The organism is Roseofilum sp. (genome assembly GCF_982964205.1).
Window position 1 is genome coordinate 23,079 of the sequence record NZ_CEZBFX010000029.1, and the last position, 23,489, is coordinate 46,567.

At 46.6% G+C, this 23,489-nt stretch carries 17 protein-coding genes; 14 read left to right on the plus strand and 3 right to left on the minus strand.

What is annotated here, in order from left to right; all coding sequences use genetic code 11:
* Nucleotides 1-71: 71 nt before the first annotated feature.
* Nucleotides 72-1,892, minus strand: coding sequence for an aspartate kinase (locus tag AC3A14_RS09830; RefSeq protein ID WP_318732173.1), 1,821 nt, complete (start codon nt 1,890-1,892; stop codon nt 72-74).
* Between the two features lie 419 nt (nt 1,893-2,311).
* On the opposite strand from AC3A14_RS09830, the gene sat reads away from it, so the two are divergent.
* From sat to AC3A14_RS09845, 3 genes are all read left to right on the plus strand, one after another.
* The gene (gene sat, locus AC3A14_RS09835) at nt 2,312-3,484 is read left to right on the plus strand and encodes a sulfate adenylyltransferase (RefSeq protein WP_318698266.1); all 1,173 of its coding nucleotides are present in this window, start codon (nt 2,312-2,314) and stop codon (nt 3,482-3,484) included.
* A gap of 141 nt (nt 3,485-3,625) precedes the next feature.
* A complete protein-coding gene (locus AC3A14_RS09840) occupies nt 3,626-5,935 on the plus strand; it encodes a caspase family protein (RefSeq protein WP_318732172.1) in 2,310 nt (769 codons plus the stop codon).
* A gap of 93 nt (nt 5,936-6,028) precedes the next feature.
* Nucleotides 6,029-7,699 (plus strand): tetratricopeptide repeat protein, encoded by a 1,671-nt coding sequence (locus AC3A14_RS09845; RefSeq protein ID WP_318732171.1) that lies wholly within the window; start codon nt 6,029-6,031, stop codon nt 7,697-7,699.
* A 53-nt stretch (nt 7,700-7,752) separates the two neighbouring features.
* On the opposite strand, the gene AC3A14_RS09850 is transcribed toward AC3A14_RS09845, so the two are convergent.
* The gene (locus tag AC3A14_RS09850) at nt 7,753-8,460 is read right to left on the minus strand and encodes a YdcF family protein (protein WP_318732170.1); all 708 of its coding nucleotides are present in this window, start codon (nt 8,458-8,460) and stop codon (nt 7,753-7,755) included.
* 287 nt (nt 8,461-8,747) lie between these two features.
* On the opposite strand from AC3A14_RS09850, the gene ctpB reads away from it, so the two are divergent.
* The 9 genes from ctpB (at nt 8,748) to AC3A14_RS09895 (ending at nt 16,805) form a co-directional block, all read left to right on the plus strand.
* Nucleotides 8,748-10,052, plus strand: a complete 1,305-nt coding sequence (ctpB, locus tag AC3A14_RS09855; protein ID WP_318732169.1) for a carboxyl-terminal processing protease CtpB — start codon at nt 8,748-8,750, stop codon at nt 10,050-10,052.
* Between the two features lie 212 nt (nt 10,053-10,264).
* The gene (locus AC3A14_RS09860; protein WP_318732168.1) at nt 10,265-10,834 is read left to right on the plus strand and encodes a Uma2 family endonuclease; all 570 of its coding nucleotides are present in this window, start codon (nt 10,265-10,267) and stop codon (nt 10,832-10,834) included.
* Nucleotides 10,835-10,978: 144 nt separating this feature from the next.
* Nucleotides 10,979-11,476 carry an ureidoglycolate lyase gene (locus AC3A14_RS09865; protein ID WP_318732167.1) on the plus strand — a complete coding sequence of 166 codons (498 nt, stop codon included), beginning with the start codon at nt 10,979-10,981 and terminating at the stop codon, nt 11,474-11,476.
* Between the two features lie 101 nt (nt 11,477-11,577).
* Complete coding sequence (locus AC3A14_RS09870; RefSeq protein ID WP_318732166.1) at nt 11,578-12,300, plus strand: HAD family hydrolase; 723 nt, start codon at nt 11,578-11,580, stop codon at nt 12,298-12,300.
* A gap of 100 nt (nt 12,301-12,400) precedes the next feature.
* Entirely contained in the window at nt 12,401-12,760 is a 360-nt protein-coding gene (locus AC3A14_RS09875; RefSeq protein ID WP_318719981.1) for a hypothetical protein, read from the plus strand.
* Nucleotides 12,761-12,891: 131 nt separating this feature from the next.
* Nucleotides 12,892-14,526 carry an alpha-D-glucose phosphate-specific phosphoglucomutase gene (locus AC3A14_RS09880; protein ID WP_318698257.1) on the plus strand — a complete coding sequence of 545 codons (1,635 nt, stop codon included), beginning with the start codon at nt 12,892-12,894 and terminating at the stop codon, nt 14,524-14,526.
* 100 nt (nt 14,527-14,626) lie between these two features.
* A complete protein-coding gene (locus AC3A14_RS09885) occupies nt 14,627-14,998 on the plus strand; it encodes a cyclic nucleotide-binding domain-containing protein (protein ID WP_318698256.1) in 372 nt (123 codons plus the stop codon).
* Nucleotides 14,999-15,194: 196 nt separating this feature from the next.
* Nucleotides 15,195-16,193: a transaldolase gene (locus AC3A14_RS09890; protein ID WP_318698255.1), complete on the plus strand. Its 999-nt coding sequence runs from the start codon at nt 15,195-15,197 to the stop codon at nt 16,191-16,193.
* A gap of 90 nt (nt 16,194-16,283) precedes the next feature.
* Entirely contained in the window at nt 16,284-16,805 is a 522-nt protein-coding gene (locus AC3A14_RS09895) for a tetratricopeptide repeat protein (protein WP_318698254.1), read from the plus strand.
* 499 nt (nt 16,806-17,304) lie between these two features.
* Here AC3A14_RS09895 and gltB read toward each other — a convergent pair whose 3' ends face one another.
* A complete protein-coding gene (gene gltB / locus AC3A14_RS09900; RefSeq protein WP_318732165.1) occupies nt 17,305-21,936 on the minus strand; it encodes a glutamate synthase large subunit in 4,632 nt (1,543 codons plus the stop codon).
* A gap of 427 nt (nt 21,937-22,363) precedes the next feature.
* On the opposite strand from gltB, the gene AC3A14_RS09905 reads away from it, so the two are divergent.
* Nucleotides 22,364-22,828 (plus strand): hypothetical protein, encoded by a 465-nt coding sequence (locus tag AC3A14_RS09905; RefSeq protein WP_318732164.1) that lies wholly within the window; start codon nt 22,364-22,366, stop codon nt 22,826-22,828.
* Entirely contained in the window at nt 22,818-23,261 is a 444-nt protein-coding gene (locus tag AC3A14_RS09910) for a tyrosine-type recombinase/integrase (protein ID WP_413039064.1), read from the plus strand. The genes AC3A14_RS09905 and AC3A14_RS09910 overlap by 11 nt, the downstream gene beginning before the upstream one ends.
* The last annotated feature ends 228 nt before the right edge of the window (nt 23,262-23,489 follow it).

Here is a 23,489-nt window from a genome sequence, read left to right on the forward strand (position 1 = left end):
TAGGGAATAGGGAAATAGAAACCCGGTTTGTTCATGGCTTTCTCTGTGTCCCCGCGTCCCCCATTTTCCCATCAGGCAGGGACGGTGATTTTCTGGCTGCCAGCGAGACCAAAGGCAGCATGGATCGCTTGTAGTGCTTGTACTCCAGAATCTCGATCGACGACGCAACTAATTTTAATTTCAGAGGTGGCGATCATCTGAATGTTAATCCCTTCCTTAGATAGGGCAGCAAACATCATGGCGGCTACACCGGGATGATTAATCATTCCTGTACCTACAGCACTGACTTTGGAGATCGCTTCATCCACAACCACTTCTGACGATCCCCATTCTGAAGCGAGTTCCTCTAAGAGCGTCCGAGCGGTTTGGGCATCAGCTTGAGCAACAGTAAAGGCGATATCGCGGGTATAGAGGTCATTAATCACCCGACAGCGTTGGGATTGGATAATCATATCCACGCTAATGTTATGTTCGGCTAACAGTTTGAACAATTCGGCGGCAGTTCCGGGGCGATCGGGCACGCGGAGCAGGGCTAACCGAGCTTGTTTGAGATCTAAGGCGACACCTCGAACGGGGGGTTGAGTACCGGAGTCGATCGCTTTAGCTGCCTGAACTTGTACATCAAAGGTTGAGGTCAGAATTTCCACAGCGCGATCGCACTCTGTGGCTTCAACGACGCAACTAACTTTCACCTCAGAAGTTGAGATCATCTGAATGTTTACCCCTCCTTCAGATAGGGCTGTAAACATTTGTGCTGCGACCCCCGGTCGGCCAATCATCCCCGCACCAGAGATACTAATTTTGGCGATGTTTTCTTTGACGATGACTTCGGCCTTATCGAGGCTAGACCCTTGGGCAAGAACGGGTAAGATAGCAGTCGAAACAGCTTCTGCACGTTTGAGGGAATCTGTTGTCACCGTAAAGGCAATATCATTGGTTTGCCCTTCATTAATCGATTGGATAATTAGATCTACATCCAGATTCTGGTCGCCAATTTCACCAAACAACTGAGCTGCTACCCCTGGGCGATCGGGAACCCGCAATAGGGAAACTTTCGCCTGATCGGTGTCAAACTCCACTGCATCCACCGGACGCACCAGTTCCAATCCTTCCAAGGGGCGAGGGAAAGGTTTGGGAGAGGTTACCTTCGTACCCGGATCGTCCGTCCAACTCGACTTAACAACTAAAGGAATACCGTAATTGCGGGCAATTTCCACTGCCCTAGGATGCAAGACCTTGGCTCCTAAACTGGCTAATTCCAGCATCTCATCACTGGTAATTTCGCTCATCAATTGAGCATCGGGAATCAAACGGGGATCGGCCGTTAAAATACCGGGAACATCCGTATAAATTTCACAAATGTCAGCCTTTAATGCTGCGCCTAAAGCCACGGCTGAGGTATCCGAGCCGCCCCTTCCCAATGTAGTAATTTCTACTTCTGGAATTTTACTCTCGACATCCTCAGAAAGGGCGATCCCTTGAAAACCGGCCACAATCACGACTTGCCCTTCCCCCAAATGGCGCTCAATGCGTTGGGGATTAATGCTCAGAATACGGGCGCGGGTGTGCTGATTATTTTCTGTGACAATGCCCACTTGAGCGCCGGTTAAGGAGATTGCGGGTTGTCCGATTTCTTTCAGGGCCATACTCAGGAGAGCGATAGATACCTGCTCCCCAGTTGAGAGCAACATATCCATTTCTCTGCGGCAGGGGTTGGCGGAAATTTCTGAAGCGAGTTTTACTAATCCATCCGTGGTTTTGCCCATGGCGGAAACGACCACCACTACAGAATTACCAGCTTTTACGGTTCGTTGTACGCGATCGGCAACGGCTTGAATGCGATCGACTGTACCCACGGAAGTGCCACCATATTTTTGTACGATTAAGGCCATATGTCTTATTCCCCTGCCATGCTTACAAACCTGATTTCAATCAGACTAAGGGTGCATTTTACCCAATGGAGCCAACAGTGTAGAACTTACTATTGGCAGTTAGCTTAACTAATGTACCAGATCGATCGGCGATCGTCAGCCCAATCGACCCATACCCGTAATTTTTTTAATTTCTAATTTTGAATTCTGAATTGAAATGGGTTTCCTGATGGGGGAACAAAACTTGGTACGATGAAGGCGGCACAACCTGGTTTTATGTCCCCACGGACAGCTTTACAGCAATTTTTGCTGTTATCAGAAACGCTTCCTAGCACCGGTGAGCAGACCAGGCCAAACCTGTAATAAATGGGCATTTTTAAGGCCATACCTTCGGCTGACCCATTACCGATTACCCATTATCGCGCGAAGCGCTATATCTTATGACGATTCATCCTGACGGCATTCCTCCCCATGGTGGTCAACTAATCAACCGAGTGGTTACCCCAGAAGAAAAGCAAGAATATTTACAAAAAGCCGATACTCTTCCCCGGGTTCAACTCGACGATCGCGCCTTTTCCGACCTTGTATTAATTGCCATTGGCGGATTTAGCCCGTTAACCGGTTTTATGGAGCAAAAAGACTATGAAACCGTGGTCGCGGATATGCATCTCCAAAATGGAATCCCCTGGGCCATTCCCATTACCTTATCAGTAACCCCAGAAGTAGCAGAGCCTTTAAATGAAGGATCTTGGGTGCGTTTAGACGATCCTCAAGGGCGCTTTGTGGGCATTTTGGAGTTAACCCAAAAATATCAATATAACAAAACCCATGAAGTGAAAAATGTTTATCGTACAGACGACGAAAAACATCCCGGTGTAAAAGTCGTTTATGAACAAGGAGAAGTGAATTTAGCTGGCCCCATTTGGCTCTTACAACGCGACCCCCATCCCCTGTTCCCTAACTATCAAATTGACCCTGCAGATACGCGGGCCGCATTTAAAGAAAAAGGCTGGAAAACCATTGTTGGGTTTCAGACTCGCAACCCAGTTCATCGCGCCCATGAATATATTCAAAAATGTGCCATGGAAACGGTGGATGGTCTCTTGCTACATCCCCTAGTGGGAGCCACCAAGAGTGACGATATTCCGGCAGATGTGCGGATGCGCTGCTATGAAATTATTATCGAAAAATATTATCCCCAAGACCGGGTGATGTTGGCTATTAATCCGGCTGCCATGCGCTACGCTGGCCCCAGAGAAGCGATTTTCCATGCCATTCTGCGGAAAAATTATGGCTGTACTCACTTTATTGTCGGTCGAGATCATGCCGGGGTTGGTGACTATTATGGAACCTATGATGCTCAATATATTTTTGATGAGTTTGAACCGTCAGAATTGGGCATTGTGCCGATGAAATTTGAACATGCATTTTACTGCAAATTAACGGGAGGTATGGCTACGGCAAAAACCAGTCCCAGCAAAAAAGAAGATCGGATTCATTTGTCAGGCACTAAAGTCAGGGAAATGTTACGATCTGGTCAACTTCCGCCCCCAGAATTTTCTCGCCCAGAAGTAGCGGCCGAATTGGCCAAAGCGATGCAGATTCAGCAATAGACAGCTTCCAGAAGTCAGTGGTGGTAAGGTGGGCAATGTCTACCTTACTCCCAACTCCCCACTCCCGACTTCCCATTCCCAACGCAAAGGGCTAAAAAGCTGATAGGCTGATAGCGGAGAGCGGATAGCTGATGGCAAATTATGAAGCGGCGGGAATTTCTACAGCAGGCAGGTTTAGCCTTAGCGACGTTAGGCATAAGTGAAGCGAGTTTATGGCAGTGGAGCGATCGCGCTTTAGCGGCGATCGCCAAACCCACCTCTCGGAAGTTAGCCCTTTTGGTGGGCATTAATCAATATCCTCTGAAAGAGAGCCTCAAACTCCAAGGATGCCTAACCGATGTGGAACTGCAACGGGAACTGTTGGTCGATCGCTTAGGATTTAGTTCCCGCGATATCTTAACCCTCACCAATGAGCAAGCTACCCGCGAACAGATTGAATCGGCTTTTCTCAATCATCTGATTTCCCAAGTGCGACCCGATGATGTAGTAGTCTTCCACTTTAGCGGCTATGGTCGCTCTGTTCAAACCGGAGAGACTCCAGCAGAACTACAAAGTAGCTTAGTCCCCATTGATGGTAATGTCCCACAAGCCTCTGGGAGGCAAATCAACGATCTTCTAGAATCGACTCTACAACTGTTGCTCAAATCCCTAAAAACCACTCAAGTGGTGACCATTCTCGATACCAGTTATGGAACCCTGGAGCGCCAACAGGTGGGAGTGTTACGAGGGCGCTCTTATCCCCATTTAAAAGAAAGTTGGGAAACTCGCAGTATGGAACTGACTCCAGAAGTACAAGCACTGCAAGACCAACTGCGGGACGATCTCAAAGCCGATGCCGAGCAACTGCGGGTACAACGTCGGTTTGGACAACTGCCGGGTGTGGTGATTTCTGCGGCGATGCCGATTCAGCGACCCATTGAACAAGCCCCCAGTCAAGGATTGGGGGAACAAGCATTTGAGAGTCAATGGAATGGTTTTAGTGCAGGGTTGTTAACCTATCAGTTAACGCAACATCTGTGGTTAGCTGCCCCTGAAACTCGTTTATCGGTGAGTTTAGCAACTGTCTCGAATCAGGTGCAAAAATTGGCGGGCGATCGCGAACAACCCCATTTAAGTGGTGAAAAAAGTCAGGACGCGACTCAAACCCTTACCCAGTGGAAAGCGGCAGATCTCCAAGGAGCCGAAGGGAGGGTGGCAGAGATTGGTGAAGATGGTAAAAGCTTGACTCTGTGGCTCGGTGGACTGCCTCCAGAAGTCCTCAATAACTATCAGCCCTCTTCCCTATTTACTCTCACCCCAACGCCAGAGTCCCTTCCAGGGTCAACCCCCCTAATTCAACTGCGCTCGATTGAAGGCTTAAAGGCAAAAGCCGTAATGGTTCCTGGCAATAACGTTGACCTAGATATAGAAGAAGGAGACCTGATTCAAGAATCGGTGCGTTATCTCTCCCGTTCCCTAAACTTAGTCGTGGGGATCTGCCAAGACTTAGAACGTATAGAACGGGTTGATGCCACCAGTGCCTTCTCAGGTATTCCCAATGTGTCTACGGTGGTTTTAGGAGAATTAACCCAAGCGGTTAATTGTGTGTTTAGTAAGGGGATTAATTCCAATCTCTCCCAGGGCATTAATTCCCACAACAGCTATGGCTTATTTTCCCCTGGATTAGACTTAATTCCCCATACCATGGGAGAAACTGATGAAGCGGTCAAAACAGCAATTCGGCGGTTAATGCCCACCTTGGATGCCCTCTGGGCGATGAAACTGTTACAGTTAACGGTTAATCCTGGATCGTCTCGTTTGGCAGTGCGAGCCACTTTGGAGAAGTTTACCCCCGAACGAGAAATTATCGCTAGACAGGAACCGGTGCGATCGCCCATTCCCCGGACTTCAGCCGCTAAAATCCCCTCCTTACTTAATCTAGAGATCGGCAGTCGCATCGGTTACCGTCTCCATAACCAGGAAGATCGCCCCTTATACGTGATGTTGTTCGGCTTGGATCGTTCTGGAGCATTAGAGCTATTTCAACCCTCTAAAGTCTCCTTATCCCTCAAAAGCGCCAGCCCAAGTTCTGGAAGCCAGACAGAGCTAAATGTTACCGTAGAGAATCAACAGTTAGTCATTCCTCCAGGAGCCAGTATTTTTCTGCCAGAGGCGATCGCCCCGGTTGAATGGACAGTATGCTGTGGGGATGGATTAGCCCACACGCAAATACTCTTTAGTGTGGCTCCCTTTACGCAAACGGCTAAAGTCTTGAAGTTAGCTGAATCTTCAACTGGATCAAAGGGCGTATCGGGTACGGTCAAAAATCCTGGAGCTACAGCTAAAGCGATTTTAGAAGATCTACACCAAGCCAGTCGGGCCGAACTTGCTCCAGAATGGATTAAACCCGATAGTTATGCGTTTTCGGTTAAGGCTTGGTGTTCATTAAGCTTTATTTACCGTGTCGTTTAGAAGTGAATTAGAATACACTCGTCAATTTAACGAAAAATGGGATAATTTGGAGAAATCTGGCAGGTTTTACTGGGCACTCAAATGAACAATCAGATGGCATTCATCCTCTCTACTCTCATATGGTCTACGGGAGGACTGGCAAATTTGGCAGTGGTTGAACCTTCAACCGCTCAAGGGTTACAGGAAGAACAGCTTATTGCACAGGGGGGAAGATTAGATTCTGACATGCGGGATGCGATCGCCAATGAAGTAGAGGCGACGTTTTTTAGTACGATGATCTCCATGAATGCCTTGTTTGTGGCGTTTTTGGCGCTGTTTTTTGCCCTAGTGACCATTGGCTTTTGGCTCCAACTGCAACGGTTAAAGCAGCAAACGGAGTTTCATAAACAAGAGTTGGCCAGCTTTGAACAGGATGCGGTATCCTCGATTAAACAGACCATTGGTTCTGCCGAAACCGTGTTAGAGGCGATCGCTGAAAAGGAATTATTAGCTGAACAACAAATCAGTCACGCTAAGTCAGAAGCCGTATCGGAACTTAGGGAAATTGCGGCTGAGACCGAAAAAGCAAAAGATGAAATTTATCAAAAATTAGCAGAAGTTTTACCTCGGTTAACAGAAGCAGCCAATGCCGTGCAAAATGGGCATGGGGTAATCAATGGAATCAATGGTGCAAATGGGGCAAATGGTACAAATGGAGCAAATCCTGCCCAACCCCCTCCCCCTCCATCCTATTCTAAAGCAGCCAATGAGTATCTGAGGCAAGGAGATACCCAATTTTTGCAAGGTCGGTATCATGAGGCGATTACCCTTTACGATCAGGCGATCGCTCATCAAACCCATTTCCCTGAAGCCTGGAATAATCGTGGTGGTGCATTAGCCAAACTCGGCCGCCATTCAGAAGCGATCGCCTCCTACGATCGGGCGTTAAAATTACGGGAGAATTTTCCTGAAGCCTGGAATAATCGTGGTGGAACTTTGGCCAAATTACAACAATATGAAGAATCTTTAGAGTCCTATAATAAAGCCGTTGCGTATAAACAATCTGACCCCTTAATTTGGATGAATTTAGCCAATGTCTTGGTAAAACTTCAGCGCTATGAAGAAGCTGTTTCTGCCTATGATAAAGCGATTCAATATCGTGCCGACGATCCCTTACTTTGGCAACAACGCGGTAATTCTTTAGCCCAAATTCGGCGCTATGAACCCGCTTTAGATTCCTATAACCAGGTGCTGAGTTTGCAAGCCAATAATCCCGAAATTTGGTATGCAAAAGGCTATGTGCTGTATGAATTACACCGATATGAAGAAGCCCTGGAAGCCTACGATCGAGCGATCGAATTAGAAGAGAATAAAGCCGATTATTGGAATAATCGGGGCAATGCTTTAGAAAAATTAGATCGCTTTGATGAGGCAATTGCTTCCTATGAACAAGCCCTTCGCATACAACCTGATAAATATGAAGCCTGGGATAACCGGGGATATACTCTCAGTAAACTGAAACGCTATAAAGAAGCCCTATCCAGTCTTGATGAAGCCTTAAAATGTAAACCCGATCATGCCAATGCTCATTACAATAAAGCCTATTGTTATGCCTTAATGGGCGATCAAAAATCTTCCCTAATTAGTCTCCATCGCGCCATTAAAATTAATCCCATGTATCGGGAAGTGGCTCAAAATGATGCTGACTTAGAATCGGTTCGCAACCATCAGGTCTTTAAGCGAATCATGGCAGGAGAATTAAAAGTTGCTGGTTCTGCCTCTTAGGGGAACATGGGGAACACGGAGATAACCTCCTATTATCTATTCCCTATTCCCCATTACGGCATCTCCTTGAAAATATGGCGTAAATCCCATTGATCTTCACAGCCATATCCTTTTTCTATCCACTCTTGTAAATTAGAGTCCACGAGGCGATAAAACTGCCGGCAACTGGGTTGATAAAATTGGCTAATTCCTGCCCAAATGAGGCTACGAATCACATCTAATCCAGTTTTTAAACTCGATTCTGTATTGCCAGGAATGCCTTGTTCTTTGACCGTATATGTTTCCATCCAGATGCCATGACTACCAAGGATAATTGTTCCTAACCATTGGGCGCGGGGGAGATGCCGAGCAGAGGTGATCGTTTGCACGTGGTGAACTCCCCATTGTTTCAGAATGGGTAACGTATAGTAAAAGTTTTCAAAGGTGGAATGGGCGCAACGTTCTAACCACACTTGATTTTGGGGAGCAGTATTAACTTCAAATAGGCGAATAATGCACGGATCGTCAGCTCCTTGGGAGATTAAAATAGGAATGTTAGGATCATCTTTGGCGACTTGCGTCATATGGACTTCTCGGCGAATACTTCCCCCTAGCATTAAATAGGCATCAAGGGGAGATTGGGAAGCAGCAGAGAGTTTTTGTGAAGTGGCGATCGCCCACCCACTGCCAATCACTATAATCAGACTAAGTCCTACCAAAGTGCCAAACAGCAACCAACGAGGCAGCACCCAAGAGCCGAGTCGCGCCCAAATCTTCATCATCACCTCCCAACGAACCGACCATCCATGCGATTCTGAGTATAGGCGATTGCCATTTTGCTGAGTCGATGTAAAGTTATGTTATGTTCACTGGTCGAACCATGGGAAAAGTGGCTCACAATAGGGAAAGTGAGATTTTCCCCTTGAAGTAGACTCAAAGGGCTTCCTTGAGCATTTTGCCTTCTTCGATTAATTCAGTATTGCGGCTCATCGACTAAATTAATCGATAAAATGAAGATGAAGACCAAATAGGACGGCTCACTCTCTAACCTCCATCGCGAATAATCCCAATGAATTGGTATAAAAACTGCTTAAAACCGCTTCAAATTGCCTTGCTCAGTGGCACCTTAACTACCACAGCAAGCTTAGGTTTACTGGGTACAGCCTGGTGTCAATCCGTAAGTGCAGCCCTACAGGATAGTCCCAAATCCATTGTGGATGAAACCTGGCAAATTGTGAACCGCGAGTATGTTGACCCCAATTTTAATCAAGTCGATTGGTTAAATGTGCGACAGGATCTCCTGGATCGCCAATATACCAGTCCGGATCAAGCCTATAGAGCTATTCGAGCCGCTCTCAAACAGCTTAACGATCCCTATACCCGTTTTCTTGACCCGAAGCAGTTTCAACGACTGACCGAGCAAACCTCTGGGGAATTATCAGGGGTGGGTATTTCCTTAGAAATCCATCCCCAAACTCGCCGATTAACCGTGGTTAAACCCTATGAAAATTCTCCTGCCTTAAAAGCGGGGATTCTGGCTGGAGATATCATTTTAGCGATTGATGGTCAGTCTACGGAAGGCATGTCTCTACAAACGGTTAGCCAACTGATTCGGGGGGATGTGGGCAGTCAAGTTAAACTGAAACTAACCCGACCCGGATGGGGGGCTTTTGAATTAGAATTAGTCCGAGCTACGGTGGAAGTTCCTGCGGTTAATTATGAAGTGAAACAAGAGGGTTCCCTGCGAGTCGGCTATATTCGCTTAGATGAATTTAGCTCCCATGCAGCAGAACAAATGGAGCGCTCGATTAAGGATTTAGAACATCAAAACGTTGATGGGTTTGTGTTGGATTTGCGCGGTAACCCAGGGGGATTATTAGAATCAAGTATTGAAATTGCCCGTATGTGGCTTGACAATGGGGCAATTGTCAGTACCATTGACCGCGATGGTAATTGGGAGTCTGTGCGAGCTAACCGTACTGCCTTAACGAAAAGACCTTTAGCGGTTTTAGTCGATCAAAAATCGGCTAGTTCTAGTGAAATTCTCACTGGCGCTCTGCAAGATAATCATCGCGCTCAAATTGTGGGAATGAAAACCTTTGGTAAAGCTTTAGTGCAGGCAGTTCATTCCCTCTCCGATGGCTCTGGATTAGCGGTGACCGTTGCCCATTATTACACGCCGAAGGGAACCGATATCAGTAAAACGGGGATTACGCCAGATGTGACGATAGAGTTGAGTCAACAAGAGCAACGGCGCTTAGTACGAAATGCCCGTTTACGTGCAACGTCTTCCGATCGCCATTATACCCAGGCGATCGCCTCTTTAGTCGCTCAATTGTCTCCGAAACCGTTAGCGACAACATTTGAAGAGTGATATAGTACTTCCCCCTAGCCAATAGGCAACAGGCACTCTAGCAATAGCTCCCATTGCTTAGGTTCTAAGCCTTCAAGCTGTACTTCATAGAAGAGAGAATCGCCATAATGGGTAATAGATTAACTGTTTTTCCCTACTTTGGGGATAAGATGGCGATCGATACCGGTGGTGGCGGTTATGCTGGAAGAAATCTCTCAAAATAGGACAAATTTATGAAAGTTTCTACAGCATTTATTTCCGTACCGGACTATCTGGAAGCAGAAAAAATAAGTCCCATTCGCCATGAATATCTGGGCGGTCAAATCTTCGCCATGTCTGGGGGTAGCGAAGCACATAATCGGATTGCTATCAATATTGTCAGTCTCTTAAACATTCGCTTGCGGGGGAGTGGTTGTAAAACGTTCATGTCAGATATGAAAGTCAATATACCTATCGCTCGCGATACGGCAGACATTTTTTATTATCCCGATGTCATGGTGACTTGCGACCCCCAAGATACGGCAAAATATCATAAAACTCGTCCTTGTTTAATTGTGGAAGTACTTTCTCCTTCCACTGAAAGTTTAGATCGGCGAGAAAAATGGATAAATTATCAAAGTTTGCCCAGTTTACAGGAATATGTGCTCGTGTCGCAAACGGAAATGAAGGTGGAAATGTATCGACGGAATACAGCGGGAAATTGGTCTCTGGAAATTTTAGAGGAAGGCGATCGTTTAGAGTTAAAATCAGTAGGTTTAACCTTCACAATGACAGATATTTATGATGAGGTTTTGATGGAATAATGAATGATTTCTACTATTTCTAAATGTTGTAGATCATTATACAAGTTTCTTGATAAATATCTTCTATCGAACTCGTCGATTTTTAGCCAAGTATGCAGCGCTATATAGTATACTCTTTATCCTCTTTATCACCCCTTGAGTCTGATGACCCAACCTCTCAAATTGCAAACCCTTCCAGCTCCCTGGATCTCCCCAGAAAACTTCGCCCCCTACGGTCAAGCGATCTGGGCTACTGATGACGACAAACCCTATGATTTCCAGGATGCCCAACTGATCCTCGATCGCGGAGAGCCTCGATTTTACATCATGCGCTTGCACCAAAACGGGCGACAATTTTCCGCCATTACCCGTCATCAAAACTGCACCCAATGCCTAGGATCGCTTGAAGGTAAAGATTGGTTTTTAGGCGTTGCACCACCGAGTGAAAACCCGCAACCTGACCTCAATGAGATCCGAGCCTTTCATATTCCTGGTAACTGCTTCGTGAAACTCCACCTGGGAACCTGGCACGCAGGGCCTTATATTGACCACGATCGGGTCGATTTTTATAACCTGGAATTAAGTGATACAAATAGTACCGATCATCACACCTGTAATCTGCGCTCAAGTTATGGTGTAACGTTTGACATCATAGATCTTTAGGGCGCGATCGCCTGGAATCTTGGGGCACAACTTTGAGCCATAAGCTGATGATTTCATATTATTATACGTTTTTGAACAAACATCGTTATCTGGACTTCAATATGTTGAAATTTCAACACAATATCCAACACATTTGGTGGGATTTTGGGGAAACTCTTTATAAAACATTGCCTACTTTTTATGAAAAGAAAACAAAACGATTTATAGAACTTTATGCTTCAATTATCGGGCAGACTGTAACTCCTCAGATAGAGCAGGAATGTCTACAAGCTTATGAAGAGCATGGCAGTCGCTGTATGGTTTTTATGAGCTTGGGCAAAGATAAAGATTTTTGGTTAAGAAATCGTAATATTTCTGTAAAAGACTACATCGTACCTGATGAATCCATTAAACAAACCTTTTACAAGTTGACTCAACGGTTTCCACCCCACTCCCTATTTAGTGGAAAGAAACGCAATGATACGAAAGAAATGCTAAAATATATAGGCATTGATATAAATATTTTTGCACATATTATCACTAACGATGAGTTACATTATCCTAAACCTAATAGCGAAGGTTTTAACAAAATTCTTCAGCTATCAAATATATCTGCTCAAGAGATTTTATATATTGGAGATAGAATAAAAGCAGATTTGATGCCCGCAAAAAAAGCTGGTATGAGAACCGCATTGATGAGTCTGAATAAAAAAAATGAACCAAATGAGGAAGAGATAAATTATGTTGACTATATTATAAAGCACCCTGCTGAAATACTGGATGCGACTATAGCTGTAGCGACCCGCAAACATCGAGACTCTGACCCACAAACAGAGGGATTTTGAGACCCAATTTAGGATCGCCAGCTCCACTCAGGAAAATGCGCAGAGGTGATGGTTGAGCGAAGCGGTGGCAAGGGAGCAGAATATTCTTGATTTATAGCAAATGGTCTTTTTTCGCTCCCTTACCATAAACCATCGCTGTAGCAAGCATTTTCCCTACAAGTTGGGTTGCCAACGTACAGTCAATCAATTATTGTTTCGCCACTCCCAAGGTGGAATAGGGTTACCTGTTCACAACCCAATCTTTTTCTGTTTAGCGATTGATCGCCTCCCCGTCAGAAATTCCCATTTTATTTGGGCAGTTACCAGAGTAGCGCTTGTAGTGCCAGACGTATTGTCGACTTTAGTAGACTGCCAAGGCGCAACTAAGCTCATTCATTTATCTCTCAATGAGATGGAACAGCAACAACTACATCATTCAGCACAAGTGCTACAGGAGATTATTAGTCAACTGGATTTGTAGGGTTCAGGGACTTTAGGGGCGCTCTCTCCTAACTATTGCTCATAATGCGCCAAAGATTTTCCCACTCCCTGCTTCAAGAGGCACGAAATGCTCGAAAATAAAGAGGCTGAAGATCCGAGCATCAGCTTTTTATGAGTATAAAGACCATTTCAACTCAACCGTTTACCGACCAAAAACCGGGAACCTCCGGTTTACGCAAACAGGTTCCGGTATTTCAACAACCGCATTATTTGGAAAATTTCATCCAATCCATTTTTGATAGTTTAGAGGACTTTCAGGGTAAAACCTTAGTTTTAGGTGGAGATAGTCGCTATTATAACCGACCAGCTATCCAGACGATTTTGAAAATTGCGGCCGCAAATGGTGTAGGTCGAACTCTAGTGGGACAAGGAGGAATTTTATCCACTCCTGCTGCTTCTTGCATTATCCGTAAAAATGGGGCATTTGGAGGTATTGTTCTTTCTGCTAGTCATAACCCAGGAGGGCCAGAAGGGGATTTTGGCGTGAAGTATAACGTCAGTAATGGCGGGCCAGCTCCAGAAAAGGTGACCAGCGCCATTTACGATCGCTCCAAAACCATCGATCGCTATACAATCTTAGAAGCGGCCGACCTCAATCTTGATCAGTTAGGCAGCTTCAAACTAGGAGATATGAGCGTCGAGGTGATTAACTCGGTTGCTGACTATGCCGAGTTGATGGAGTCCCTGTTTGACTTTAACGTGATTCGCGATTACCTCAGTTCTGGCCAGTTTCGCATGTGTATGGACTCCCTGCACGCCGTTACCGGGCCCTATGCCAAAGAACTGTTTGAAACTCGTCTCGGAGCACCTGCGGGAACCGTGCAAAATGGAGTTCCCCTAGAAGACTTTGGTGGCGGTCATCCCGATCCGAACTTAGTCTACGCCCATGATTTAGTCGAGATTCTCTATGGAGATAATGCACCTGACTTTGGTGCAGCGTCTGATGGAGACGGCGATCGCAATATGATATTGGGCAACCACTTTTTTGTTACCCCTAGCGATAGTTTAGCCGTCCTCGCCGCCAACGCCACCCTCGTCCCCGGATACAAAGAAGGCCTAGCCGGCATTGCCCGTTCCATGCCCACCAGTGAAGCACCAGATCGCGTGGCCGAAAAACTGGGTATCGACTGTTACGAAACGCCCACCGGCTGGAAATTCTTTGGTAATCTTCTCGATGCTGGAAAAGCAACCCTTTGCGGCGAAGAAAGTTTTGGAACCGGTTCCAATCACGTGCGCGAAAAAGATGGTCTCTGGGCCGTTTTATTTTGGCTCAATATCCTCGCGGTTAAACAGCAATCTGTCGAGGAAATTGTCCAAGAACATTGGCAAACCTACGGTCGGAATTACTATTCTCGTCATGACTATGAAGGAGTAGAGACTAAACCCGCTAATACCTTAATGGAAAACTTGCGCTCTCTCGTTCCTACACTCCAAGGAAAACAGTATGGAAAGTATGAAGTCAAATATGCCGATGACTTCAGCTATACTGACCCCATAGATGGTAGTGTAGCAACGAAACAAGGGATTCGCATTGGGTTTACCGATGGCTCGCGTATTGTCTTCCGTTTATCCGGAACTGGAACCCAAGGGGCAACTTTGCGCGTGTATTTAGAACGATATGAACCCGATTCTAAAGCACATCATCAAGACCCACAAGAGGCTTTAGCTTCTTTAATTGAACTCGCTGACGAAATTGCTCAAATCCAAGCTTTAACCGGCAGAGAAAAACCCACCGTAATCACTTAATCTCTGGAGAGGAAGAACTAAAAAAAGGGGCCCCCAGCCCCTTGCCCTTGAAATGAGTCAAGGCATAGATTAAACACAATAGGAGGTAAATTGAGTGTTTATGGCTGCGCTAGAAACGATTAAATTATTTCAAAAACAACCCGAACCACGCCACTTTAAGGTGGGCGATATTATCTTTGAAGATGGCCATAAAGGGCAACATATGTATGGCATCATTGAAGGAACGGTGGAATTAAAAGTCAATGGTGAAGTTGTCGAAACTATTGAAAAGGGTGATGTATTTGGGGAAGGTGCTTTAGTGCATCACGAAGGGACTCGCGCTTCTACCGCAGTAGCAAAAACTGATTGCACCCTAGCATTTATCGATAAAGGGCGCTTTTTATTTGCGGTGCAAGAAACGCCAGAATTTGCCCTAGAGGTGCTCCGGAGTTATTCCGATCGCTTGCGACGGCTTAAACGTCATGAAATGTAAGCCCTACGTGCTAGTCATGGGTAATTCGTGAAGCGCTATACTTTAATCCTAAAATAATCCTTAAACTTTTTTGCCATACCCCCTAAATTTTTAAGGGTTATTTAATTTCAGGACAGAACTCGAATTCCTATGATTGAATTAGGCAAGTTGTATCTTTCCAAAGACTTGCCTAATTCAATCGTTATTAGGAGATAATATGAGTCAGACGTTACTCGAACAACTGCGCCAAATGACAGTTGTAGTTGCCGATACGGGGGATATGCAATCGATGGAAAAATTCACCCCCCGCGATGCGACCACGAATCCCTCTTTGATTACTGCAGCCGCTCAAATGCCGGAATATCAAGAGATTGTCGATAGTACGGTGAAAAAAGCCAGAAAAGACTTAGGAAATGCAGCAACGATTCAGGAGGTGGCTAATTTAGCCTTTGATCGCCTAGCTGTCGAATTTGGGCTAAAAATCTTGGATATTATCTCCGGACGGGTGTCTACAGAAGTAGATGCTCGCTTATCCTATGATACGGAAGGCACGATCGCCAAAGCTAGAGACATTATCGCCCAATATGAAGCGGCTGGGGTATCTCGCGATCGCATCTTAATTAAAATTGCTTCCACTTGGGAAGGCATCCAAGCAGCAGAAATTCTGGAAAAAGAAGGTATCCATTGTAATTTAACCCTCTTGTTTGGATTCCACCAGGCGATCGCCTGCGCAGAAGCCGGAGTTACCCTAATCTCCCCCTTTGTGGGTCGGATTTTAGACTGGTACAAGAAACAAACGGGACGCGATAGCTATCCCTCTGCCGAAGATCCCGGTGTATTGTCGGTCACTAAAATCTACAACTACTACAAGAAATTTGGCTATTCCACGGAAGTCATGGGAGCCAGTTTCCGCAACATTGGCGAAATCACTGAATTAGCGGGATGCGATCTACTCACGATTTCCCCGAAACTCCTAGGGGAACTCGATGCAACGGTTGGGGAATTACCAAGAAAACTCTGTCCAGATGCAGCTCAGGAAATGGCGATCGAAAAAATCCCCATGGATAAGGACACCTTCGACAAAATGCACGCTGAAGATCCCATGGCTTCAGAAAAACTCGACGAAGGGATTAAAGGATTCTCTAAAGCCTTAGAACAGTTAGAGAGTCTTTTGGCAGAGCGCTTAAATCACTTAGAAGCAACCGTTGCCGTTTAATCTGTCGAAAAAAGTCGTAGGGGCGAAAAACTTTTCGCCCCTACAGTAGGCTCGGCGGGATCATACATCCTAATGAGAATTACTAAAATTATGTTGTCAATTTTTCATTATGTAGGGGCGATGTACCTCTCACCTCTACAGGATCTATCCATTCTTATTCATCAATTCTTCGGAGAAAATATCATAAAATCTTTGCACAAAGCGATCGCCGTTTACACTGCTCTCTCGATTATTGGCAGTTTGGGCACATTCTTAACGTTGAGATACTTAAAATCTCGCCAGTTTTCTCAAGGGATAGCCCACGCAGAACAGGGAAATTATACTGAAGCGATTGCAGAGTATACTGAAGTTTTGGCTAAGAATGCCAAGCAAGCAGAGGTTTACAATAATCGAGCTACTGCTAACTTTGAAGCCGGAAATTATGCAGAAGCGATCGCTGATTTTGATCAAGCACTGGAGTTAGACCCTAATCTTACACAAGCTTACTACAACCGAGGTTATACTCGCTACCGTACCTTAGATGTAGAAGGGGCGATCGCTTCTTTTATCTCAATGATGTTGATTTACATCCTTGGAGGGCAGAACTCGAAAGTATCACCCTCGCGGAAGTGATTCGTGAAAATTCTACAGTAACTTCTATTCAAGACCAAGCTTTTCTAGCCAGTCAAGATATAGTGAATTCGATTAACAATGAGACATTGTTGTAGGGGCAGGTTTGAAACCCGCCCCTTGTATCTTAAGAGAGTAGGAGATCGGGCCAAGTCAGAGATCGTTAAACAGCCAGCTCCATCGATGTAGATAAGGAGGGAAATAAAGAATAGACAAGACAACAGTTCCAGTGGGTTAGAGGAGAGGGAAAAGAAAGAAATGCTCTCTCTTCTGATGCCCTAAGTACAGTTTCCGTAGAAAATAGGAGTGATGTGGCATCCGTTGAGTTGAAGCGGCCCCGCCCCTTAGATACAGTTCTTCTAAGCTAGTAGTCATTGTGGAGGATGGTGCTGATGTTTGGTAACTTTCAGCTTACTCCATCCTCCTTTCCTTATCCCGAACTCAGGTTAGTCTAAAAAACGTTAACGATTAGGGGTCAACAAGCATTGACCCCTGATGTAAATTAAGCCTCAACAGCCACCTTATCCACAACCAGATTATCATTCACCTCTGGAGAATTAGCTTCCGAAGGGGGAACGACTTGCCAGAACTTAGGCAAATAGGTTTCCCAGTTCTCTAAAATCATCTTGGCTTTCGGACTTCCCGTGCGGGAATAGTGCAACTCAATCAACTCTCGCACAGAAACTGCACCCACCTTCGAGGTTACCCGTTGAAGGGTCACAATCTCGGGATTAATTTTTTCCGGGAAATTCTCATCTTCATCAAGAATATAAGCCAATCCTCCGGTCATCCCTGCCCCCACATTGCGGCCAGTCGATCCGAGAACTACAACCACACCACCCGTCATATACTCGCAGCAGTGGTCGCCCGCCCCTTCAATGACAGCTTTGCCGAGGGAGTTGCGAACCGCAAAACGCTCTCCAGCTTGACCATTGGCAAACAGAGTACCGCCGGTTGCACCATAGAGACAGGTATTGCCGACAATGACATTTTCCGAGGGGTCAAATGTTGCATTGGTTGCTGGAACGATGACAATTTCGCCCCCATGCATTCCTTTACCCACATAATCATTCGCATCTCCGGTCAGGTGCAGGTGCATTCGGGGTAAATTAAATGCACCAAAACTTTGCCCCGCATTGCCGGTAAAGGACAGTTTCAACTCTCCGCTAAAGCCGCTATTGCCGTAGCGACGGGCAATTTCACCAGAGATTCGCGCTCCTACGGAGCGGTCAGTGTTGACAATTTTCCAGGTTTTGCTCACCTTGCCTTGTTCAGAAATAGCGGATTTAATCTGGGCATCGGCTAAGATGTCATCATCTAAAACCGGGCCGTTGGAGTGAACGGGGCCGTGGCCCAGCCAACTGCGATCGCTTCTAGTATCAGGTAAATCGTCAATTAGGGACAGGACATGAATATGGTTAGTTTTGGCTAACTCCACATTCCGCACCTGCAATAGGTCAGCACGACCGATAATTTCGTTTAAGGAACGATAGCCCAACCGTGCCAAGAGTTGACGTACTTCTTCAGCGATAAAATAGAAGAAGTTGACTACATGGCCCGGGATACCGGTAAACTTCTGGCGTAGTCGTTCTTGTTGGGTAGCAACTCCTACGGGGCAATTGTTGGTGTGGCAAATGCGAGCCATAATGCAGCCTTCAGCAATCATGGCAATGGAGCCAAATCCATATTCTTCAGCTCCCAAGAGTGCGGCCATGACCACATCCCAGCCGGTTTTGAGACCGCCATCAGCCCGGAGTAAAACGCGATCGCGCAATCCATTTTCCATCAGCATCCGATGCACTTCAGTTACGCCCAATTCCCAGGGCACTCCCGCATGTTTAATCGAACTCAGGGGACTCGCACCCGTTCCACCATCGTGGCCGGAAATTTGGATAATATCGGCATTAGCTTTAGCGACTCCACAGGCAACTGTACCGATACCAACTTCTGACACCAGTTTGACACTCACGCCTGCATTCGGATTAATTTGATGCAGGTCAAAAATAAGCTGTGCTAAATCTTCAATGGAATAAATATCGTGGTGGGGAGGAGGAGAAATCAGAGGTACACCGGGTTTAGATCTCCGCAACATGGCGATATAGGGACTCACCTTTTTACCGGGAAGTTGGCCCCCTTCTCCGGGTTTGGCTCCTTGGGCCATCTTAATCTCAATCTGCTTGCCATTCATCAGGTATTCAGGAGTCACGCCAAAGCGCCCCGAAGCCACCTGTTTAATGGCACTGCTGGCCGTATCTCCAGCTTGCAGACCCTTGAGGTGGGCAAAACTAGCACTATTTCCTTCACCATCGACATCGTGAAGGGTGGTATAGCGCAAGGGATCTTCGCCCCCTTCTCCAGAGTTCGATTTACCGCCCAGACGGTTCATGGCGATCGCTAAAGTTTCATGGGCTTCCCGTCCCAAGGCTCCTAGGGACATTCCCCCGGTACAGAACCGTTTAACAATGTTTTCGACCGGTTCTACTTCTTCGAGGGGAATAGATTGAGTATCGGGGCGAAACTCCAGTAAATCCCGCAGGGCACAAGGGGGACGCTCTTGCAGCATTTTTTGGTACAACTCGTAATGGTCATATCCATCCGTCCCATTTTTCACCGCCTTATGCAATGCCTTGGACATTTCCGGGGAATTCATATGATACTCTAGGCCGGTACGATATTGGATAAAGCCGCGATTTTCCAGTTTTTTGCCGTCCAGTTCTGGGAACGCTTTGGCGTGGAATTGCAGAGTTTCTTGGGCCAATTCATCCAGAGATAAGCCACCAACGCGCGAAACCGTGCCTTCAAAGGCTAGATCGAGCAACTCTTCCCCAATACCGATCGCCTCAAAAATCTGTGCCCCATGATAGGAAGAGAGTAGAGAAATCCCCATTTTCGATAAAATCTTCAGCAGTCCCAACTCGATCGCATGGCGGGTGTTATCTAAGGCTTGTTCCATGGAGATCTTGGGCAGTTTGCCGCGCTCCATAAACCCTTGGGTGCGATCGCTGCTCCACCAATGGCGCACGGTTTCCAAAGCCAGATAGGGACACACTGCGGACGCACCATAGCCCACTAAACAAGCCACATGATGGGTACTCCAACATTGAGCTGTATCGATCACAATGGAGGTTTCACAGCGCAGTTGATTGCGAATCAAATGGTAGTGAACTGCACCGGTTGCCACTAGGGGCGGAATATAGGTTTGGTCGGGGGTAAGATTGCGGTCTGTAAGAACAACCACTTTCGCGCCTTCTCTGACTGCGGTATCTACGCGATCGCACAGTTGGTCAATGGCAACCTTCAGGGATTCTCCCACCGGATACAATGTGGAAACCTCCCGCGCTTTGAGTAGGGAATGTTCCAGCGTTGATAACTCCGCCTCACTTAAAATCGGTGTCGGCAGGCGCAATTGGGTCGTTTTCCGGGACTGAGGATCGAGCAGGTTAGGATGGTCGCCTAAACGAATTTGCAGAGACATCACCAATTTTTCCCGCAGGGGGTCAATGGGGGGGTTCGTGACCTGAGCGAAGCGCTGCTTAAAGTAGTCATACAGCACATGAGGTTTCTGGGACAGCACTGCTAAGGGAATATCATCCCCCATGCAGAAGGTTGGCTCTTTGCCCAGTTCAGCCATGGACTGTACCACCATTTCCACATCTTCCGAGGTATAGCCAAAAGCAGTTTGGGATCTGAGTAGAGTTTTCTCGTCTAGGTTTAGGTGAGTATCCCAAGGCAGTTCGGCAAGATCGTGGGTTCCTGCTTTCAGCCATTCTCCATAGGGATATTGACTGGCGACCTGTTGTTTAATTTCCCAGTTGTGCAGTACTTGGTGATTTTCCAGGTCAATGGCCATCATTTGTCCCGGGCCTAAGCGACCTTTTTCGATGACTTCGGATTCATCCAGGAGAATACTACCGGTTTCCGAAGCAATCACAATATAGCCATCTTTGGTTAAACTGTAGCGAGCTGGGCGCAGACCATTGCGGTCTAGGGCTGCTCCCACATAGCGACCATCGCTAAACACCAGTAGGGCTGGGCCATCCCACGGTTCTTGGATGCCGGCATAGTATTCGTAAAAGTCGATAATTTCTTGACGATTGTCTAAAGCCGGTTGATTGTGGAAGGCTTCGGGAACCAGGATCATTAAGGCTTCCATGGGGGTGCGTCCGGAGAGTACCATCAACTCGAAGACATTATCGAGGTTAGCCGAGTCGGAGGCGCTGCGGTTGGTCAGAGGAAGCAGTTCTTTCAGGCGATCGCCCCATACGGGTGAGGTAAATTCGATTTCGCGAGTCCGCATCCAGTTCAAATTGCCCAAGAGGGTGTTAATTTCTCCGTTATGCCCCAACATCCGTAGGGGTTGGGCTAACGACCATCTTGGCATCGTGTTTGTACTGAATCTTCGGTGAAAAATAGCATAACTGCTGGTATAGAGAGGATTTTTGAGATCCAGATAAAAGTCTCCCAAGATAACGGAGCGTACCATGCCTTTGTAGAGAATTTGGCGAGTAGAAAAGGAAACAATATAGATCTCAACTCCGGAGCGATCGGCATCTAAATGGGTTTTCTTCCGAGTTAAATACAACAGGCGCTCTAGCTCCTGTCCCGATAGATTTGGAGACTCAACCAGTAATTGTTCAATTTGCGGTTCATTTTCCCGTGCTTGGGGCCCTAAAATCTCCAGGTTTACTGGAACCACGCGCCATCCAAGTGGCTTCAACCCTTCTTCTCTCAGATGTTGTTCAAATAAGGCTTTGGCTTTGTTGCGGGCCGATCCATCCTGGGGTAAAAAGACCATTGCCACTCCCATATGGCTAGGACTTGGCAGCGTAATGTCTTCTGTCTGGCTCCAGTCTTGGAATAAGTCCCAGGGAATACCGGTCATTACCCCCGCCCCATCTCCAGAGTCTCGATCGGCGCTACAACCTCCCCGATGTTCGAGACAGGTTAAACCCGATAAGGCTTTGGTAATTAAATCATGGCTGGCAATCCCTTGGGGATGGGCAATGACTCCCACCCCACAGGCATCTCGTTCTTCTGTGAGTTGGCGTAAAACTTTTTCTTCTCGTCCTGAAGTCCCCAGGTCGGAAGAACCAGTTAGTGGATGCAGTTGATCTTGAGTTAAAATTCTGTCCATGGGATTCATCAAAGGTATTTTTGGATTGGGAGTTTCTGACGCTGCGTGCTTTTTGTGCTATAGGAGCTGGTCAACTCAGCGATGCAGACATCATATCCCTATTGATCGATAAGATTTCGTATCAATTACTGCTGGATGTTGGCAGGGATTTTGCTTTCTGTCGGGACAAGCGAATCCAGAGAGTGCTGTGTATTTACCCGCCCCGAATTTGATGTGGATAATGATTGTATCGAATTCTAGTCAGTTCTGGCAATTGTTTCGATCTTGGAGGCATGGTAGACGCGAAGTTTCTTCTCGAAGAGTACTCCCAAGATTGGCCGGCTTTCATCCCGATGCTCGTCTAGTCCCTTCAGCAATGTGCAGCACGAGGACAACTTTAAAGATCCAGTTGATCCAGCAAAACGCGATGATTTCCCCAAACCGGAAAATGCAAAAAATTGCGGATCAACTCGCTGAAAACGATGATTATTGCGAAAGTTCAGAGGAAATTGATAGCACGCCGTTACATTCCGTTACAGACTCAACGCCAGGGACTGAGGCGTTAAAGGTGGGCGATCGCATGGGATTCTTGATTGAGAACTTATTCACAGAGAAGCCGGTTCCCTGTTGTGGGTTGGTTCACGAAATAAGGGGTAACCGAGTGTTGGTCACCGCTAGAGCGAATGATTCGATAAACTTGGGAGACCTCGGCTCTAACATGTGGGATAAGAAAAGGCTGCCCACACAGACAGATAAGCTTTTTATCCCCTGGCGCTTGTTGAGGAAGTTTCTCTCCATCCCCAAGCCTCCGGATCGATCGCAACCCTCACCCAACCCTGAATTACCCAAGAAGGGAGATCGCGTCTACTACCGGGTGCAGACCCGAAGAAGCGATCTCCCTGCTGTGGTCTGACTTGTTTTGGCCCCAGGCTAGTTGCGAAGCTTCCATCACCAAAGTCTTTTCTAAAAACATCCTCAAGCCGTACACCAAAAACCACCTCATCCGAACTATTCCCATCTCCCTAGCCCTTCAGGACCTATTAGAGGAGCGAAAGAGGCGATCGGGCTTAGTCTTCCCCTCGCCTCACAAAAAGTACATCGACCAAAGCAACTTTTCTAGTCGGGTCTGGAATTGCGTCCTTCACTCCTTAGTAGCCGAAGGAGAAATCCGCAAGCGCCTACGCCCCTACTGCCTACGCCATTCCTTCGTCACCAACATTCATCACGAACATGGAGTCCCCTTCCCCACCATTGCCCACCTGATTGGCGACAAAATTGAAACCGTCATCCGCTTTTACTCAGGAACCAAACCCTTAACCACCCAAACCTTCCCCAACCTCTATTAAACCCCTCCAAACTGGTACGATTTGGGATCGGAATTTTCAATCCAGATTGCGCTCCCTGTAAGGGCTAGTGAGTTCTATCCCCAGAAAAAACATGCCCAAAAGTGGTACGATTTTGGTACAGGGCAATTTTCCCTAAAAATTTCCGAATCGCTGAAACCCTTGCTGTGACTGGGATGGAGGTAAGCGGACTCGAACCGACTCTCTTAAACTGAGCTAACGCTATTTGAA

Bases quoted from the DNA above. Each gene is read 5' to 3' on its own strand.
- AC3A14_RS09830 (WP_318732173.1), bottom strand. From the start codon at position 1,892: ATGGCCTTAATCGTACAAAAATATGGTGGCACTTCCGTGGGTACAGTC.
- sat (WP_318698266.1), top strand. From the start codon at position 2,312: ATGACGATTCATCCTGACGGCATTCCTCCCCATGGTGGTCAACTAATC.
- AC3A14_RS09840 (WP_318732172.1), top strand. From the start codon at position 3,626: ATGAAGCGGCGGGAATTTCTACAGCAGGCAGGTTTAGCCTTAGCGACG.
- AC3A14_RS09845 (WP_318732171.1), top strand. From the start codon at position 6,029: ATGGCATTCATCCTCTCTACTCTCATATGGTCTACGGGAGGACTGGCA.
- AC3A14_RS09850 (WP_318732170.1), bottom strand. From the start codon at position 8,460: ATGATGAAGATTTGGGCGCGACTCGGCTCTTGGGTGCTGCCTCGTTGG.
- ctpB (WP_318732169.1), top strand. From the start codon at position 8,748: ATGAATTGGTATAAAAACTGCTTAAAACCGCTTCAAATTGCCTTGCTC.
- AC3A14_RS09860 (WP_318732168.1), top strand. From the start codon at position 10,265: ATGAAAGTTTCTACAGCATTTATTTCCGTACCGGACTATCTGGAAGCA.
- AC3A14_RS09865 (WP_318732167.1), top strand. From the start codon at position 10,979: ATGACCCAACCTCTCAAATTGCAAACCCTTCCAGCTCCCTGGATCTCC.
- AC3A14_RS09870 (WP_318732166.1), top strand. From the start codon at position 11,578: ATGTTGAAATTTCAACACAATATCCAACACATTTGGTGGGATTTTGGG.
- AC3A14_RS09875 (WP_318719981.1), top strand. From the start codon at position 12,401: ATGGTCTTTTTTCGCTCCCTTACCATAAACCATCGCTGTAGCAAGCAT.
- AC3A14_RS09880 (WP_318698257.1), top strand. From the start codon at position 12,892: ATGAGTATAAAGACCATTTCAACTCAACCGTTTACCGACCAAAAACCG.
- AC3A14_RS09885 (WP_318698256.1), top strand. From the start codon at position 14,627: ATGGCTGCGCTAGAAACGATTAAATTATTTCAAAAACAACCCGAACCA.
- AC3A14_RS09890 (WP_318698255.1), top strand. From the start codon at position 15,195: ATGAGTCAGACGTTACTCGAACAACTGCGCCAAATGACAGTTGTAGTT.
- AC3A14_RS09895 (WP_318698254.1), top strand. From the start codon at position 16,284: ATGTTGTCAATTTTTCATTATGTAGGGGCGATGTACCTCTCACCTCTA.
- gltB (WP_318732165.1), bottom strand. From the start codon at position 21,936: ATGGACAGAATTTTAACTCAAGATCAACTGCATCCACTAACTGGTTCT.
- AC3A14_RS09905 (WP_318732164.1), top strand. From the start codon at position 22,364: ATGCAAAAAATTGCGGATCAACTCGCTGAAAACGATGATTATTGCGAA.